Genomic DNA, 1,844 nt, shown 5'->3' with positions numbered 1-1,844 from the left:
CCGGGGGTGCGGACGGTCCGTCCGCACCCCCGGTGGCGGGTGTTCCCCGTCCGCCGGGAATCGCGGGACGGCCCTCAGGCGGCGGCCATCTCCTCCTTGAGGGCGAGGAGGAACGCGTCGACGTCCTCCTCCGTGGTGTCGAAGGCGCACATCCAGCGCACGTCACCGGCCTGCTCGTCCCAGAAGTAGAAGCGGAAGCGCTTCTGGAGCCGTTCGGTCACCGCGTGCGGCAGCCGCGCGAAGACGGCGTTGGCCTGGACGGGGTGGAGGATCTCCACGCCGTCGATCCCGCGCACGCCCTCGGCGAGCCGCTGGGCCATCGCGTTGGCGTGCCGGGCGTTGCGCAGCCACAGGTCGCCCGCGAGCAGCGCCTCCAGCTGCACGGAGACGAAGCGCATCTTGGACGCGAGCTGCATCGACAGCTTGCGCAGGTGCTTCATGGCCCGTACGGCGTCGGGGTTCAGGACGACGACGGCCTCGCCGAAGACGGCCCCGTTCTTCGTGCCGCCGAAGGAGAGCACGTCGACGCCGACGGTGTTGGTGAACGTGCGCATGGGCACGTCCAGGGAGGCCGAGGCGTTGGCTATGCGGGCGCCGTCGAGATGCACCTTCATGCCGTGCCCGTGGGCGTGGTCGCAGATGGCCCGGATCTCGTCGGGTGTGTAGACGGTGCCCAGTTCGGTGTTCTGGGTGATCGAGACGACCTGCGGCATGGCGCGGTGCTCGTCGTCCCAGCCGTACGCCTGCCGGTCGATGAGCTCCGGCGTGAGCTTGCCGTCCTCGGTGGGGACGGTGAGCAGCTTGATGCCGCCGACCCGCTCGGGCGCCCCGCCCTCGTCCACGTTGATGTGCGCGGACTCGGCGCAGATGACCGCGCCCCAGCGGTCCGTCATGGCCTGGAGCGAGACCACGTTGGCGCCGGTGCCGTTGAAGACCGGGAACGCCTCGGCGGTGGGGCCGAAGTGGCTGTGCATGACGCGCTGGAGATGGCCCGTGTAGTCGTCCTCGCCGTAGGCGACCTGGTGGCCGCCGTTGGCGAGGGCGAGTGCCGCGAGGATCTCGGGGTGCGTCCCCGCGTAGTTGTCACTGGCGAAACCGCGGACCTGCGGGTCGTGATGGCGACGTGCGTCGGTCCTTACGGTTGCGGGGTCAGCCACAGGCGCTTTCCGTTCACTTCCGGGGCGGGCCGGTCCCAGACGCCGGCGATGGCATCGGCCAGGTCCTTGACGTCGGTGAAGCCCGCGAACTTCGCATTCGGGCGCTCGGCGCGCATCGCGTCGTGCACCAGAGCCTTCACGACCAGGATCGCAGCCGCGCTGCGGGGGCCGTCCTCGCCCCCCGCCTTGCGGAACGAGTCGGCGAGCGCGAGGGTCCACGCCTCGGCGGCCGCCTTGGCCGCGGCATAAGCGGCGTTGCCCGCGGTCGGCTTGCTCGCGCCGGCCGCGCTGGTCAGCAGGAAGCGCCCCCGGTCGCTGCGCAGCAGGCAGTCGTGGAAGGCCAGCGAGGTGTTCTGCACCGTGCGGATCAGCAGCTTCTCGAGCAGTGTCCAGTCGGCGGGGTCGGTCTCGGTGAAGTTCGCGCTGCCGCGCCAGCCGCCCACGAGGTGGACGACGCCGTCGATACGGCCGAACTCCTTCTCCGTCTTGGCAGCCCACTCCCGGGTGGCTCCGAGGTCGAGCAGATCGACGGTGTCGCCCGTGACGGTCGCGCCGCCGTGGGCGTAGCGCGCCGCGTCGACGGCTTCGGCGAGCCGGGTGGGGTGGGAGTCCGACGCGACGACGACCGCGCCCGCCTCGGCCAGCCGCAGCAGCGTGGGGGGGAGGGGGGGGGGGGGGGGGGGGAGG

2 protein-coding genes are annotated in these 1,844 nt (G+C 71.9%); both read right to left on the bottom strand.

Annotated features, from left to right (window positions below; all coding sequences use genetic code 11):
• Positions 1-74: 74 nt before the first annotated feature.
• Positions 75-1,157 carry a threonine aldolase family protein gene (locus ACN6LM_RS37960; protein WP_445069975.1) on the bottom strand — a complete coding sequence of 361 codons (1,083 nt, stop codon included), beginning with the start codon at positions 1,155-1,157 and terminating at the stop codon, positions 75-77.
• Positions 1,136-1,844: SDR family oxidoreductase (locus ACN6LM_RS37955; RefSeq protein WP_445069974.1), on the bottom strand; the 709-nt coding region annotated here is incomplete at its 5' end. The genes ACN6LM_RS37955 and ACN6LM_RS37960, both read right to left, overlap by 22 nt.

Source organism: Streptomyces sp. SAS_281, assembly GCF_052542855.1.
The sequence above is the reverse complement of the archived record's forward strand: the minus strand, read 5'-3'. Positions and strand labels throughout refer to the sequence as shown.